This is a genomic window from Kitasatospora sp. NPDC059722 (assembly GCF_042733235.1).
GTDB lineage: Bacteria > Actinomycetota > Actinomycetes > Streptomycetales > Streptomycetaceae > Kitasatospora.
The window spans coordinates 2449-14582 of sequence record NZ_JBHWGD010000071.1; the positions used below are offsets into that span (position 1 = coordinate 2449).

General features: G+C 76.2%; 17 protein-coding genes and 1 pseudogene. 9 read left to right on the plus strand and 9 right to left on the minus strand.

Annotated features, from left to right (window positions below; translation table 11 throughout):
• Positions 1-93: 93 nt before the first annotated feature.
• The gene (locus tag ACFV4F_RS32740) at positions 94-630 is read right to left on the minus strand and encodes a GNAT family N-acetyltransferase (protein WP_380499216.1); all 537 of its coding nucleotides are present in this window, start codon (positions 628-630) and stop codon (positions 94-96) included.
• Between the two features lie 89 nt (positions 631-719).
• Here ACFV4F_RS32740 and ACFV4F_RS32745 point away from each other — a divergent pair, with 89 nt between their 5' ends.
• Entirely contained in the window at positions 720-1298 is a 579-nt protein-coding gene (locus ACFV4F_RS32745; RefSeq protein ID WP_380508019.1) for a GNAT family N-acetyltransferase, read from the plus strand.
• A 91-nt stretch (positions 1299-1389) separates the two neighbouring features.
• On the opposite strand, the gene ACFV4F_RS32750 is transcribed toward ACFV4F_RS32745, so the two are convergent.
• Positions 1390-1905, minus strand: a complete 516-nt coding sequence (locus ACFV4F_RS32750) for a ricin-type beta-trefoil lectin domain protein (protein ID WP_380508022.1) — start codon at positions 1903-1905, stop codon at positions 1390-1392.
• A 115-nt stretch (positions 1906-2020) separates the two neighbouring features.
• A complete protein-coding gene (locus ACFV4F_RS32755; protein ID WP_380508024.1) occupies positions 2021-2446 on the minus strand; it encodes a hypothetical protein in 426 nt (141 codons plus the stop codon).
• Between the two features lie 193 nt (positions 2447-2639).
• On the opposite strand from ACFV4F_RS32755, the gene ACFV4F_RS32760 reads away from it, so the two are divergent.
• The 4 genes from ACFV4F_RS32760 to ACFV4F_RS32775 all read left to right on the plus strand — a co-directional run bounded on the left by ACFV4F_RS32760 (position 2640) and on the right by ACFV4F_RS32775 (position 4446).
• On the plus strand, positions 2640-3083 hold the full coding sequence (locus tag ACFV4F_RS32760) for a hypothetical protein (RefSeq protein ID WP_380499213.1): 444 nt from the start codon (positions 2640-2642) through the stop codon (positions 3081-3083).
• A gap of 68 nt (positions 3084-3151) precedes the next feature.
• Complete coding sequence (locus ACFV4F_RS32765; protein ID WP_380440209.1) at positions 3152-3562, plus strand: DUF3040 domain-containing protein; 411 nt, start codon at positions 3152-3154, stop codon at positions 3560-3562.
• A complete protein-coding gene (locus ACFV4F_RS32770; protein WP_380440211.1) occupies positions 3562-3861 on the plus strand; it encodes a PRC-barrel domain containing protein in 300 nt (99 codons plus the stop codon). The genes ACFV4F_RS32765 and ACFV4F_RS32770 overlap by 1 nt, the downstream gene beginning before the upstream one ends.
• A gap of 3 nt (positions 3862-3864) precedes the next feature.
• Entirely contained in the window at positions 3865-4446 is a 582-nt protein-coding gene (locus ACFV4F_RS32775; RefSeq protein ID WP_380508027.1) for a type 1 glutamine amidotransferase domain-containing protein, read from the plus strand.
• 91 nt (positions 4447-4537) lie between these two features.
• Here the strand turns inward: ACFV4F_RS32775 and ACFV4F_RS32780 are convergent, their stop codons facing one another.
• Positions 4538-5389 carry a DNA ligase gene (locus ACFV4F_RS32780; protein ID WP_380508083.1) on the minus strand — a complete coding sequence of 284 codons (852 nt, stop codon included), beginning with the start codon at positions 5387-5389 and terminating at the stop codon, positions 4538-4540.
• 54 nt (positions 5390-5443) lie between these two features.
• Positions 5444-6322: pseudogene (gene ligD, locus ACFV4F_RS32785) on the minus strand (non-homologous end-joining DNA ligase); the annotation flags it as partial.
• 161 nt (positions 6323-6483) lie between these two features.
• On the opposite strand from ligD, the gene ACFV4F_RS32790 reads away from it, so the two are divergent.
• Positions 6484-7467 carry a DUF2690 domain-containing protein gene (locus ACFV4F_RS32790; RefSeq protein WP_380508030.1) on the plus strand — a complete coding sequence of 328 codons (984 nt, stop codon included), beginning with the start codon at positions 6484-6486 and terminating at the stop codon, positions 7465-7467.
• 19 nt (positions 7468-7486) lie between these two features.
• Here ACFV4F_RS32790 and ACFV4F_RS32795 read toward each other — a convergent pair whose 3' ends face one another.
• From ACFV4F_RS32795 to ACFV4F_RS32805, 3 genes are read right to left on the minus strand one after another with little or no spacing between them, the layout of a single operon-like run.
• Entirely contained in the window at positions 7487-7831 is a 345-nt protein-coding gene (locus ACFV4F_RS32795) for an MmcQ/YjbR family DNA-binding protein (RefSeq protein WP_380508033.1), read from the minus strand.
• A 5-nt stretch (positions 7832-7836) separates the two neighbouring features.
• Complete coding sequence (locus tag ACFV4F_RS32800) at positions 7837-8277, minus strand: VOC family protein (protein ID WP_380508036.1); 441 nt, start codon at positions 8275-8277, stop codon at positions 7837-7839.
• 38 nt (positions 8278-8315) lie between these two features.
• Positions 8316-9212: a helix-turn-helix domain-containing protein gene (locus tag ACFV4F_RS32805; RefSeq protein WP_380508039.1), complete on the minus strand. Its 897-nt coding sequence runs from the start codon at positions 9210-9212 to the stop codon at positions 8316-8318.
• Positions 9213-9372: 160 nt separating this feature from the next.
• Here ACFV4F_RS32805 and ACFV4F_RS32810 point away from each other — a divergent pair, with 160 nt between their 5' ends.
• Positions 9373-9807, plus strand: coding sequence for a CBS domain-containing protein (locus tag ACFV4F_RS32810; protein WP_380440222.1), 435 nt, complete (start codon positions 9373-9375; stop codon positions 9805-9807).
• A 163-nt stretch (positions 9808-9970) separates the two neighbouring features.
• On the plus strand, positions 9971-10555 hold the full coding sequence (locus ACFV4F_RS32815) for a pyridoxamine 5'-phosphate oxidase family protein (protein WP_380440224.1): 585 nt from the start codon (positions 9971-9973) through the stop codon (positions 10553-10555).
• A 15-nt stretch (positions 10556-10570) separates the two neighbouring features.
• Here ACFV4F_RS32815 and ACFV4F_RS32820 read toward each other — a convergent pair whose 3' ends face one another.
• Positions 10571-11194: a DinB family protein gene (locus ACFV4F_RS32820; protein WP_380508042.1), complete on the minus strand. Its 624-nt coding sequence runs from the start codon at positions 11192-11194 to the stop codon at positions 10571-10573.
• Positions 11195-11445: 251 nt separating this feature from the next.
• Between ACFV4F_RS32820 and ACFV4F_RS32825 the strand changes: the two genes are divergently transcribed.
• Positions 11446-12018, plus strand: coding sequence for a hypothetical protein (locus ACFV4F_RS32825; RefSeq protein WP_380508045.1), 573 nt, complete (start codon positions 11446-11448; stop codon positions 12016-12018).
• Positions 12019-12134 lie beyond the last annotated feature (116 nt).

The window sequence follows — 12134 nt, forward strand, 5'->3', positions numbered from 1 at the left end:
TGTTCGGGGCCCGTTTCTTTATCTTTATATACGCGGCGGCCCGGGGGGGGGGCGCGCCCGCCGGGCCCCCCCCCCCCCCGTCCGCCGGCCTCGTCACCAGAGGTCGCCGGGCCGCCAGTCGCAGGTCAGCAGGCCGGTGAGGTCCAGCGGGGCGGTGCCCGGCAGGACGAACACCCCGCCCTCGTCGTCCGGCGTCGGCCGCTCCCCGCCGTGCCGGGTCGCCGCCGACAGCAGTCCGTCCCACCGCAGCCAGCCGCGGTTCGCGTAGAACTCGACGGCCGCGTCCGACGAGCTCAGCGCGCCGAGCTCGTACCCGCCCCGGACCAGGCCCGCGACCGAGCCCATCAGCACCGAGCCGTGCCCGCGCCCCTGCCGGTCGGCCCGGACGGCGACGCCCTCGACGTAGCCGGTGCGCACCTGCCGCCCGTCGTGCCGGAACACGCGCGGCACGACGGCCGCGTGCCCGATCAGCACGCCGTCCTCGCGCAGGAGCGCGTGCACGCCGCCGAGCGCGTGCTCCCAGTCGGCCTCGGTCAGGTCGGCGCCGAACACCTCGAACAGCAGGGCCCGGGCCTCGTCCAGCGTGGATGCGTCCAACTCGGCCGTGCGGGCCGTCAGTAGCTCGATCACCCGGCGATCCTCGCACGACCGGACCGCCGCGCCGCCCGCCACCGGAAAACCGCTGGCGGGGCGGGCAGGGCGCGGGATAGGAAAGTCGGATGAGCACCGACCAGCGGACCTTCCGGCGCACCGTCCTCGACCTCGGGGACGCCGTGCTCCGCCCGTGGGACCGCACCCTCGACCTCCCGGGCGGCACCGTGCCGGCCCTCGTCGCCGCGGCGGCCGATCCGGTGATCGCCCGCTGGAACCCGCTGGGCACTGACGACCCGTCCGCCGCCGAGGCCTACCTCGACCGCTGCGACACCACCTGGGCCGAGGGCCGCACCGGAGCCTTCGCGATCACCGACGCCGCCGACGGCACCCTGTGCGGGAACGTCGCCCTGTTCTGGCGGGACCGCGAGGACGGACTGGCCATGATCGGCTACTGGCTCCTGCCCGCCGCCCGCGGCCGGGGCCTGGCGACCCGCGCGACCCTCGCCGTCGCCCGCTGGGGCGTGGAAACCGCCGCCGCGCGCCGCCTCGAACTCGCCCACGCCGTCGGCAACGACGCCTCCTGCCACGTCGCCGAGCGCGCCGGCTTCCGGTACGAGGGCACCCTCCGTTCCTCCTACCGCTACCCCGGCCGCGACTACAACGACGAGCACCTCCATGCCCGCCTGGCCGACGACGCCTGGTAGGGCCCGGTGACGCCCGGTGACGTCCGGTGACGTCCGGTGACGCGCGGAGCGGCCCGCACGGGGGTGGCGGGCCGCTCCGGTCCGGCGGCCGTCAGCCGCTGACGGAGGCGCCCGGCGCGTGGAAGTACCACTGCTGGGCCGGCGTGGTGAAGTTGCAGGTGTAGATCTGCAGCTGGGTGCCGTCCTGGGTGGTCCCGCCGGGGACGTCCAGGCACTTGTTGGACTGCGGGTTGATCAGGACGGGGCCCTCGTACTGGACCCAGCGCTGGGCCTCGGTGCCGTTGCAGTCCCACAGCTGGACCTTCGTGCCGTCCGTCGTGCCGCTCGCGCTGACGTCCAGGCACTTGCCGAGCGCGGACAGGGTGACACCCGTGAAGTCCGGCCTGTTGGTCACGGTCCACGACTGGGCGCCCGTGCCGTTGCAACCGTAGATCTGCACCGGCGTTCCGTTCGCCGTACCGCTCCCGCGGACGTCGAGACATTTGCCGCCGACCCCGGTGATCGTGGTGCCCGCATCGGCGCTGGCCGTGCCCGGCAGGGCCGCGACGGCGATCGCGGCGGCGGCCAGCGCGCCCCAGGCGTGGCGCTTGCGTACGGGATTCCTCATGGTCGTCCTCTCGGAATGTCGGGCCGGCGTGCTGCCGGTGCTCGACGAGGACTGTGGCCGGGGCCCGTGGACGCGCGGTCGACGCGGGCGTTGACGGGCCGTCTACCGGGGACGTCTACGGACGGCCGCGGGCCTTGCCGTACACCGACCGCAGCCACGGCTCGCGGACGGCCGGGAGGCGGGCCGGCGTGCGCAGGAGCAGCGCGCGGTCGGGTCGGAAGCCGGACGGCGGGCGCGGCGGCAGGGGGTCGTCGCGCTGGACGCCCGCGGGCAGCCCGCCGGTCGCCGGGACGCGGGCACCGTTGCCGGGGGAGGCCAGGTGGGCCCAGACCTCGGCGTCCAGCGGCACGGCCACGCACGCACCGCCCGGCCGCCACACCTCACCGGTCAGTGGGTGCCGGGGGACGAGGACGAGGTCTGCGCGGGGCGCCGGCACCCCGGGGCCGGCCAGGGCGAGCGCGCGCACCGGCGGGCCGGCCGGGAGCAGCGCATCGAGCGTGGGGCCGAAGGCGGTGGCGACGAGTCCGTCGGGCAGGGCCACGCGCGGGGCGCCAAACGGGTTTCCGCCGCCCGCACGGGAAGTCGGACCGGCCGACTTCCCGCGCACGCGCCGGGGCCCGGAAACCGGTGGCCGGCCGGCAGCGCGCCCGGTGGGGCGGAGGCCTAACCTGGAAGGGCGCGTTCCGTTGCGCGGCCCACGTCCGCGCGCGGTACCGGAAGGGAAACGGTGGCCCATGACCGTGGTCTCGACGGCACTCTTCGGCACCGACTGGCGCTCCGCGCCGACCGGTGCCGCGGACCTGCTGCGCGAGTGTGCCGCCCGGGGCTGGACGGTCGTCCTGACCGGACCCGGCCCCGCAGGGGCGCCCGCACTGACCGTGGCCACCCCGGGGAGCGACCCCGAGCGGGCCGCCCTCGACCTCGTCGGCGGCGGCGCCGACCACGCCGTGTACGTCGCCGGCAGCGTCCGCGAGGTCCTCGCCGCCCGCCGTGCCGGGCTGCTCTGCCTCGCCCTGGAGTGCGGACGCGACGACGCCGCCGACCTCCGGGCCGCCGGCGCGGCCGAGGTCCACCGCGACGCCGTCGCCCTGCTGCGGGTACTCGACGACAGCCTGCTCGCACGCCCCCGGGCCTTCGGACCCGTCGGCGCGGGAACAGGCCGTCCCGGAGGCGGTTAGCGCAGGCCCGTACCGGGCAACCGCCCGGGTACGAGCACGTCACCGGAAGTTTGTCGGAGGTGACCGAGATGGACGGACCCTCGCTGAGCGGACGGGAACGGCGGCTCCTCGAGGAGATCGAGTCCGGGCTGCGCCAGGACACCCGCCTCGACCGGAAACTGAGCACCATGGGTGCCAAACGGCCGGGCCGGGTGCGCACGGCCGTGCGCCGCACGGCCCGCCGGATCCCCGCCGGGGTCGTGCTGACCGCCCTCGTCATGACCGCGATCTGCCTGAGCGTCGGCGTGCGGACGCCGACCGTCGCCGTGCTCACCGCCCTCGGCGTGGTCTGGGCGGCCTCCCTGGCCGTCGCCGCCGCCGCGGCCGTCCTGCTGCGCCGCCGCGCCGGCGCCCGGCGCCGCGACCCGCTCGACCGCCCGGACGGCCCCGACCGCCCCGAGGGGCGCGAGCGGCGGCCCTGGGACAAACCGGAGGTGTGATGACCACCGACCTGTGGGAGTACCGCCCGGGCTCCCACCAAGCCGCCGAACTCGGCCTGGCCGGCTACGAGGTGGAGGCGACCGACGGCCCGCTCGGGCGGGTCGAGCAGGACGCCGGTGACCACCTGCTGGTCGATGCCGAGCCCTGGGTGCCGGGCTCCCGGGTGCTCGTGCCGGTCGCCCTGGTCGCCCGGATCGACCACCTGGAGCTCGTCGTCCACCTCGACTGCCCGCGCGCCCGGGTGAGTTCCGCCCCGCCGCCCGCGGCCGTGGACGTCCTCGGGCACCGCCCGGGGTGAGCCGTGCGCTGGCCCACCACGACGCTCACCGGCCGGACCGTCGCCTTCCTGGTCGCGCCCTACGGCGTGGAGGAGATCGAACTCACCTCCCCCTGGCAGGCGGTGGCCGAGGCCGGGGGCACGCCGCGACTGCTCTCCACCGCGCCGGGCCGGGTGCAGGCCGTGCGGCACCGGGCACCGGGTGACACCTTCGCGGTGGACGCGGTCGTCGCGGACGCGGAGGCCGCCGGGTACGACGGACTGGTCCTGCCCGGCGGCGTCGCGAGCCCCGACCACCTGCGGCAGGACCGCGACGCGGTCGCCTTCGTGCACGCCTTCTGCGCCTCGGGCCGCCCGGTCGCGGCGATCTGCCACGGGCCCTGGACCCTCATCGAGGCCGACGCCGTCCGCGGCCGCACCCTCACCTCCTGGCCCAGCCTGCGCACCGACCTCGTGAACGCCGGCGCCCACTGGATCGACGCCGAGGTCCACGTCTGCCACGAGGGCCCCGGCCCCCTGGTCACCAGCCGCAAGCCCGCCGACCTCCCGGTCTTCGACGACGCCCTGGTCACCGAGTTCGCCCACGCGACGGAACGGCGGAAGTGACCTGGGAGCCGGGGCCCTTGCGGGGGGTGAGCGCCGGGAGTTCCGAGCCCGTCGACTGGCCAACGCCCGCCCACCGCCCGGGTGTCGGCCGTCAGTCGCCCCTCAGCCGGGTGTAGGTGGCGGTGGGCGGGCGGCCGGTGAGGGTGAGTTCGGCGCGCAGGGGGCTCGTGAGGGGGTGGACGGTGCCGTGGGCGGGGTCGTGGACGGGCGGGGCCAGGTAGGGGTGGGCGGCCTCGGAGATCTGGGCGGCCTGGACGGCGGTGAGCCGCGGGGTGGTGAGCAGGACGCGGCCGTCGTCGAGTTCGACCACGAGGGCGTGCGGCCTGGCGGCCGGGCCGGTGAGTGCGCGGACGAGGGCGTCGACGGTGTCCGTGCGGCGGTACTTGACCCAGACCCGACCCGCTCCCTGCGCCCGGTACGCCGAGCCCGCGGCCTTGCAGACCAGGCCCTCCACCCCGGTGGCCGCGAGGCGTTCCATCCAGTCCAGGGCCTCCGTGCGGTCGGTGGTGGCCATGACGGGCTGGATCGGTGGAGGGACGTCCGCGAGCGCGGCGAGCAGCAGGCGGTGGCGGTCGGCGAGCGGCAGCCGGCGCACGTCGCGGCCCGGGAGGGCGAGGACGTCGAAGGCGATCAGCCCGAGCGCGACGTCGTCGCCCGCGCGGGCCTGGCGGGTGCGCAGCAGTTCCTCGAAGGCGAACCGGCCCGCGCGCCAGGCGACCAGCTCGGCGTCGAGGACGAGCCCCTCGGGCAGCCGGGCGACGGCCGCGGCGATCGGCGGGAACTCGGGGGCGAGGTCCCGTCCGCTGCGGGACTGGAGGTAGGCCGGGCGGTCCCCGCGGGCGAAGGCGAGGCAGCGGAAGCCGTCCAGTTTGAGTTCGTACTGCACGCCCCCGCCGCCGAGCCCGTCCGGCGGCGGGACGGCCGGGACGGCGGCCGGGCGCATGACGTCGACGGGCGGCCGCAGCACCTGGCGGTCGGGCTCGGGGGACGGCGCGGCGGGGAGGGGCCGGGCGTGCTCGGGGTCGAGCAGCGGGGCGAGGAGGTCGCCGTGGGCGGCGAGCCGTTCGGGGACGTCGGCGAGGGTGAAGACCAGGTCGTCCTCGGAGTCGGCCTCGGCGAGCTCCTCCCAGGTGACCGGGGTGGACACGGTGGGCTGCGGGCGGGCGCGCAGCGTGTACGGGGCGGCGGTGGTCTTCTTGGCGTTGTTCTGCGACCAGTCGACGAAGACCCGACCGGCCCGGCGGGCCTTGGCCATGGTGTGGACGACGAGGTCGGGGCGGTCCGCCTCCAGGGCGGCGGCCAGCGCCTTCGCGTAGGCGCAGACGCGGGTGCTCGGGGTGGGTTCGATCGGGACGAGCAGGTGGAGGCCCTTGGAGCCGGAGGTCTTGGCCCAGGCGGCGAGCCCGTCCGCGGCCAGGCGTTCGCGGAGCAGCCCGGCGACCGTCCGGCAGGTGAGGACGGTCGCGCCCTCGCCCGGGTCGAGGTCGAGGACCAGCCGGTCGGCCAGCCCGGGCGCGGCGGCGTGCCACTGGGGGACGTGCAGCTCGAGGCAGCCGAGGTTGGCGGCCCAGAGCAGCGCGGCGCCGTCGTCCAGGAGGACCTGGCGCAGGTCGCCGCTGTCGCTGGGCACCTCGGCCGTGCGGATCCAGCGCGGGGTGCCGGCCGGCGGGTTCTTGGCGATGAACACCTCGGCCTCGACGCCGTCGGGGCAGCGGAGGAAGGACACCGGGCGGTCGTGCAGGTGGGGCAGGAGGGCGGTGTGGACGGCCGCGTAGTAGCTGAGGACCTCGCCCTTCAGGGTGCCGGTCCGCGGGTAGTAGACCTTGTCCAGGTGGGAGAGCGCGAGGGTGCGCCCGTCCACGACCATCTGCGGCATGGGCCGCCTCCGAAGCCGTCGGTGTGGCCCCCGCTGCCAGTCTGCCCGGGGTGCGGGGCGGGCGCGAGCGTGGCTTTCCGTGTACGCGCCCGCACGGTCGGTGGGGCGGTTATGCTGCCGACGGTTCGCGAACTGACGCTGCGTCAAGGGGGATCGGGGCGATGGTCGGTGACTGGCGGGCCCTGCCGGCGAGGCTGGGGCCGCAGGAGCGGGAGCTCGTGGCGGGGCTGCGGGCGCTGAAGGACGGATCGGGGCTGACGCTGGCCGAGCTGGCGGCGAAGACGCACTACAGCAAGTCGTCCTGGCACCGGTGGCTGAACGGGGAGCGCGTGGTGACGGAGGCGGCGCTGGCCGCGTTCGGCGCGCTGGCGGGGGTGCCGGCGGAGCGGTGCGCCGCCCTGGAGGCGCTGCGGGTGGCGGTTGCCGGGGCCGGCGCGACGGAGGCCGCGGCGGAGTTGCCCGGGCCGGCGGAGCCGCCGTCGTGGCCGGAGGAGGGGGAGCCGGAGCCCACGGCCCGGCCGCGCCGGACCTGGTGGTGGGCGGCGGCGGCCTCGGCGGCCGGTGTCGCCGCGGTGGCCGGGGCGCTCGCCCTGAACGACGGCGGCTCCGAGCGCAGCCCGGGGGCCGCCGCGACGACGGGCACCGCCCGGGCCACCGCCCAGGCCACCGCGCTGTGCGAGGCCGCCGGCTGTGTCGGGAAGGACCCGCAGGCGAGCGGCTGCGGATCGGACGCCACGACGATCGCGACCGCCAACGTGCGGCAGATGACCGTCTACGTGCGCTACAGCCGCCGCTGCCGGACGGCCTGGGCGAAGCTGACGGACGCCACGGCGGGGTACCGGGCGACGATCACCAACTCGGCGGGGCAGAGCCAGACCGCCCTGGTCCACTGGGGGTACGACGCGTACTCGCCGATGGTGGACGCGTCCCAGAACGACAGCCGGATCCAGGTCTGCGGCGAGCAGCCGGACAACAGCCGCAACTGCACCCCGGTGATCATGGACCCGGCGACGGCGCCGGTGGTTCCGGTCCCGACGCCGGCCGCGGCCACGGGTGCGAGCGCGGCCCCGACCCCGACCTCCCCCGCCACCGACTCCCCGGCGCCCGCTCCGAGCCCCGACGCGGCGGATCCGACGCCGCAGTGACGCCGGAGGGCGGCTCCCGTCAGCCGGGCGAAACGAGGGCGTGGGCGTCCCCGACGAGATCCTCCACGCGCTCCCAGTCGACGGGCACCGCGTCCAGGTAGACGCCCACCCAGCCGCGGTGCCCGACGTACGGCGGGCGGAAGTACCGCTGCGGGTCCCGCCCGGTCAGCTCCGCCTGCACCCCGTTCGGCGCGGCGCACCAGAAGGCGAGCCGCTCGTCGTGGTGGTGGTCGGCGAGCATGACGAACACCCGGGCCCGGCGGCCGGCGCCCGCGAACCAGGTCGGCTCGCCGTGGCCGACCCGCTCCGCGGTCTCCGGCAGGGCGAGGCACAGCGCCCGCAGGCGGTCGACGGGCGTGGGCATCGGCCTCACCCGTTCTGCGGGGCCGACGGCCGCGGGGAGCCCGGGTAGGTGCCGAAGTACCAGCGGTTGCCCTCCGGGTCGGCGGCCGCGAAATCGCGCGAGCCGTAGTCGGTCTCGTGCAGCCCGGTGGTGATCCGGGCGCCGGCGGCGACGGCCCGCGCGTGGACGCCGTCCGGGTCGGCCGTGACGACGTAGGCGCTGAACGTGCCCGGGCGGCCCGGCCAGGTCTCGGTGCCCTCGGGCGCGTCCCGCTCCGAGCCGAGCATCACGCCGCCGCCCTCGGGCCAGGCCAGTTCGGCGTGCGCGACGAACTCGCCCTCGCCGTACGCCACGACCCCCTCGAAGCCGAAGGCGTCGGCCAGGAAGCGGATCAGGGCGCGCGCGTCGTCGGCGCGCAGCGTGGGCCAGACCTGCGGGGCGGGGGTCTTCGCATCGGTGGTGTCCATGGCTGCCTCCTGCGGTGGTGGGTGCCGGCCGGTCGCCGTCACGCCTCCCACTCTGCGACCGGGTCGCCCGCCCCGCCTTGGACGTTTCGGAACCGCTTCTCCTCCGGCCCCTCCGCCGCCAGCCACGCGCTCGGCGCCGCCCCGGCCAGCGCGCGGAACTCGCGGGCCAGGTGCGCCTGGTCGAAGTAGCCGCAGCGGGCCGCCAGCTCCGCCAGCCGGGGCGGCGCGCCGCCGGTCAGCAGGTGCCGGGCCCGGTCGAAGCGGATCACCCGGGCGGCGGCCTTCGGCGTCAGCCCGGTCTCGCGGCGGAAGCGCTCCTGGAGGTGCCGCGCGCTCCACCCCGTCTCCCGGGCCAGCGCCGCCACCGCGAGCCCGCCGCCGCTGCGACGCAGCGCCTGCCAGGCCCAGCAGACCTCCGGCGGTACCCGCCCCGACGGGCGGGCGGCCCGCAGCAGGGCGCCGTCCAGCAGGGCGAAGCGCTCGTCCCAGGTGGCCGCGGCGCGCAGCCGCTCCTGGAGGTGCGGGGCCAGTCGGCCGAGGACGTCCTCCGCCGGGAGGTCGATCCCGGCGAGCTCCCCGGCCGGTACCCCGAACAGCGCCCTGGCGGCCAGCGGGTGCACGGCGATCTGCACGCCCGACTGCCGGCCGTCGTGGGTGATCAGCGCCGGGGCCGTGTGCAGGCCGCCGAGCAGGGTGGCGTACGCGTCGGGTCGCTGAGCCGGGTCGGGATGGGCGGCGAGGACCAGCGGCTCGTCGAGGGTGAGGATGAAGGTCAGGTAGGGGGAGGGCAGGCCGCGGTGCACGGCGGGCGCGATGCCGCGCTGGCGGTAGCCGGAGTACCAGGCGACGTACGGGCGCAGCGCCGTCGCGGGCCGGGCCCGGACTGCCTCGTCGACCACGCCTTCGCGCACGGGTTCGGCGGCTTCCGTCGTCACCCTCCCAGTATCGGTGGCCGCGGTCGCGGGCGGGCGGGATGTTGCCTATGGTGATCGCACGGTCACACCGCGGGTGCGCGGTGCCGCCGACGGGGGAGCGAACGGGGGGAACTTCCGGGGGGAACGACCTCTGGGGGGAACCACTCACGAAGGAGTCCCCGTGACCAAAGCCCGAGAGATCATGCACACCGGCGCCCAGTGCATCGGCGCGCACCAGACGCTCGCCGAGGCCGCGATGATGATGCGCGACAAGAACGTCGGTGCGCTGCCGATCTGCGGCGACGACCAGAAGCTGAAGGGCATCATCACCGACCGCGACATCGTCGTGCGATGTCTCGCGGAGGGCAAGGACCCGGCCAAGATGACGGCCATGGACCTCGCCGGGCACCTGCACTGCGTGCGGGCCGACGACGACATGGACGCGGTGCTGCGGAAGATGGAGCAGCACCAGATCCGGCGCATCCCGGTGATCGACGGCGAGCGGCTGGTCGGCATGATCAGCGAGGCCGACCTGGCGATGGGCCGGCGCGACGGCCACCGCCTGACCGACCAGCAGATCCTGGAGTTCATGGAGGGCGTCTACATGAAGGCCTGACCGGGCCGGACGTCCCCGGCGGCGGGTCCCGTGCGAACGACCGCACGGGGGCCCGCCGCCGGCGTGTTCTCCCGGGAAGGTCCGCCGGAAGGTCCGCCACACGAACAGTCTCGATATGAGAAACGATCTTTCTCAATGGGCGAGATGAGCGCACAATGGCGGCATGGGAAAGCAGTACGAGAACATCGACGGCCGGCTGCGCGAGTTCATCGAGCGCCAGCCCGTCTACTTCGTCGCCACCGCGCCGCTCGCCGCCGACGGCCACGTCAACGTGTCGCCCAAGGGCCGCTCCGGCACCCTGGTCGTCCTGGACGAACGGACCCTCGCCTACCTGGACTTCGGCGGCTCGACCGCCGAGACCATCGCCCACCTGCGGGAGAACGGCCGCATCACGCTCATGTGGTGCGCCTTCGACGGCCCGCCCACCGTCGTACGGGTCCACGGCCGCGGCGAGCCGGTCTTCCGCGACGACCCGCGCTTCACCGGCCTCCTGGCCCGCTTCGGGCCCGGCGTGGACGGTCCCGCCCTGCGCGCGGTCGTCCTGGTCGCGGCCGAACGCGTCAGCGACTCCTGCGGCTTCGCCGTCCCGCTGATGGACTACCGCGCCGACCGCGCCCTCCACGCGGACTACTTCGCGCGCAAGAGCGACGAGGAGTTCGGCACCTACTGCGAGAACAAGCCGTACGTCGTCACCAGCATCGACGGCCTGCCCGCCCTGCCCGTGCCGCTGCCCCCGCGCCCGGAGTGACCCGCAGGGCGCGCCCTAGCCGCGCGCGGAGTAGTGGTAGAGGTCGCGCAGCAGGGCGATCTCGGCGCCGTGGTGGAGGAGTTCCTGGTTGACCCACCAGACGACGTCCAGGAAGGGCTCGTCCGCGTCGCCGCCGTAGGGGTAGGTGCAGTGGCCGACGGTGTCGAGCGCGGCGTCGTCGGCGGCGAGCAGGGCCTTCCGCCAGGCGTCCGCGGCGGTGTCGAAGGCGGTGACCGCGGATTCGGCGTCGCCGTGGACCGGGAAGGCCTCGCGGGTGAGGGCGCGGGTGCCGTCCGTGTGGTCGGCGCGCAGCAGGAGCAGTTCGGTGAGGTGGGTCAGCCGCCAGGCGAGGGTGGTGAACGGCGGCGGCTCGGGGTGCGGCCAGCCGGCGGTGTCCCGGCCCCACGCGCCCGCGCCGACCAGCAGGGTGGCGCGCTCGCCCGGCCCGTCCGCGTGGCGCCGCACCGACCAGCAGTCGGGCACCGGCTCCCAGCGGTACTCGTCGTCCGTCAGCGGCCCGACGGCCACCGCGGTGCCGTTGCCGCTGTCGACGGCGGGGCCGGCCAGCCGGTCGCGCAGGCGGGTGCGGGCGAAGTCGAACTCGGCCAGCAGCGGGACGAGTCGGGGCGGCAGGGGCATCGGGACGGCTCCGGTCGGTGGCAGGGCGCGGACGGCCCGCACCCTGCCACACCGCGGCACGTCCCGCGAGCGGATTTTCCGCTCGCCGGCGGTCGCCCGCGCATGCCGGCGGTCACCGGTCGCATGCCGCCGGACCCCACCGTGTCCGTGGCGGAGGGAAGTTGGACGGAAATCGGCTAACGGGTGGCGTGGCGGCGGCGGTACCGTGCGCTTTGGTGAGCATCCGTCAAGGCCGGTGAGGGGGACGTGCCATGGGGGGCGGACGGCAGAGCCTGGCGCGGGGGTACTTCCTTCGGGAGGCGGCCGCTCTGCAGCGGGCCAACACCGGGGGCGCGCGGCGGCTGGAGCGGATCGTGTTCCCGGGGGCGGGTGTCGTGATCGTGGGGACGCCCTGGGAAGAGGTACGGCTCGACGTGAGCGCCTCGCGGGACGAGCTGTTCGCGGCGCTGGGCGGGGAGGCCGCGGGATGGGCGGAGCCGGACCGCGGGGTGGGGCCGCGCCTGCCGGTCTCGGCGCCGGCGCCGCCGCTGGCGGTCTACGCCGATCTGCTGGACGACCTCGGGGACCTCGTCTTCACGCTCACCACCTACCCGGCCGACGTCGGGCGTCCGCAGGCAGCGGCGCGGCTGGACGCCGTGCGGCTGGTGGGCGGGGTGACGGCGGTGGTGCAGGTGTGCGCGCCGGGCGGCACGCACCGGATCCGGATCCCGCTGGATTCGGGCGTCCCGCTGGTGGCACTGCCGCTGGCGATCGCCGAGCACCTGCTGGCGGCGGGCGTCGGCACGGACTGGGACTACCCGGTGGAGGAACAGCGGGGGGAGTAGCAGGGGGAGCAGGGGACGCGAAGAGGGCGGGGGGCCCCCCCCCCCGGGGGGGGGGGGGGGGGGGGGGGGGGGGGGGGGGGGGACGGCCGGCCCGGGCCCGGCACAGACCGCCCCCC

What these genes read in the sequence shown, in the direction of transcription:
- ACFV4F_RS32745 (WP_380508019.1), top strand. Translation starts at nt 720, where the DNA reads ATGAGCACCGACCAGCGGACCTTCCGGCGCACCGTCCTCGACCTCGGG.
- ACFV4F_RS32750 (WP_380508022.1), bottom strand. Translation starts at nt 1,905, where the DNA reads ATGAGGAATCCCGTACGCAAGCGCCACGCCTGGGGCGCGCTGGCCGCC.
- ACFV4F_RS32760 (WP_380499213.1), top strand. Translation starts at nt 2,640, where the DNA reads ATGACCGTGGTCTCGACGGCACTCTTCGGCACCGACTGGCGCTCCGCG.
- ACFV4F_RS32765 (WP_380440209.1), top strand. Translation starts at nt 3,152, where the DNA reads ATGGACGGACCCTCGCTGAGCGGACGGGAACGGCGGCTCCTCGAGGAG.
- ACFV4F_RS32770 (WP_380440211.1), top strand. Translation starts at nt 3,562, where the DNA reads ATGACCACCGACCTGTGGGAGTACCGCCCGGGCTCCCACCAAGCCGCC.
- ACFV4F_RS32780 (WP_380508083.1), bottom strand. Translation starts at nt 5,389, where the DNA reads ATGCGCCCGGCCGCCGTCCCGGCCGTCCCGCCGCCGGACGGGCTCGGC.
- ACFV4F_RS32790 (WP_380508030.1), top strand. Translation starts at nt 6,484, where the DNA reads ATGGTCGGTGACTGGCGGGCCCTGCCGGCGAGGCTGGGGCCGCAGGAG.
- ACFV4F_RS32795 (WP_380508033.1), bottom strand. Translation starts at nt 7,831, where the DNA reads ATGCCCACGCCCGTCGACCGCCTGCGGGCGCTGTGCCTCGCCCTGCCG.
- ACFV4F_RS32800 (WP_380508036.1), bottom strand. Translation starts at nt 8,277, where the DNA reads ATGGACACCACCGATGCGAAGACCCCCGCCCCGCAGGTCTGGCCCACG.
- ACFV4F_RS32815 (WP_380440224.1), top strand. Translation starts at nt 9,971, where the DNA reads ATGGGAAAGCAGTACGAGAACATCGACGGCCGGCTGCGCGAGTTCATC.
- ACFV4F_RS32820 (WP_380508042.1), bottom strand. Translation starts at nt 11,194, where the DNA reads ATGCCCCTGCCGCCCCGACTCGTCCCGCTGCTGGCCGAGTTCGACTTC.
- ACFV4F_RS32825 (WP_380508045.1), top strand. Translation starts at nt 11,446, where the DNA reads ATGGGGGGCGGACGGCAGAGCCTGGCGCGGGGGTACTTCCTTCGGGAG.